At 37.0% G+C, this 262-nt stretch carries 1 protein-coding gene; it reads left to right on the forward strand.

All coding sequences use genetic code 11. The annotated features are described in order from the left end of the window. A partial coding sequence (locus tag SB752_RS32705; RefSeq protein ID WP_410719548.1) for a hypothetical protein occupies nt 1-262 on the forward strand: 262 nt, incomplete at both ends.

Below are 262 nucleotides of genomic sequence, written 5' to 3' on the forward strand. Positions count from 1 at the left end.
TACCACGACTCCTGAAACAAAATTACATGTGATTTCTGGTGTGGCAAGTTCTAACAGATATAATATTATTGATGCTGCCAATTCTACTAATCAATATGCATTTTTAGCATTAAGAAATACTTCTCCCTTGGCTACAGGTAATTATTCTTTACTAGGATTTACCAATAGTGGGCCTACATCAGGTGGTGCCAATTGGGCTTTAGGAAGTATTCGTACTGGTGCAACGATTGTAAATGGTACTGAGGAAGATTTTTATGTAGGG

Origin of the sequence: Brevibacillus sp. SIMBA_040 (assembly GCF_046535075.1) — a bacterium.
Lineage (GTDB): Bacteria > Bacillota > Bacilli > Brevibacillales > Brevibacillaceae > Brevibacillus.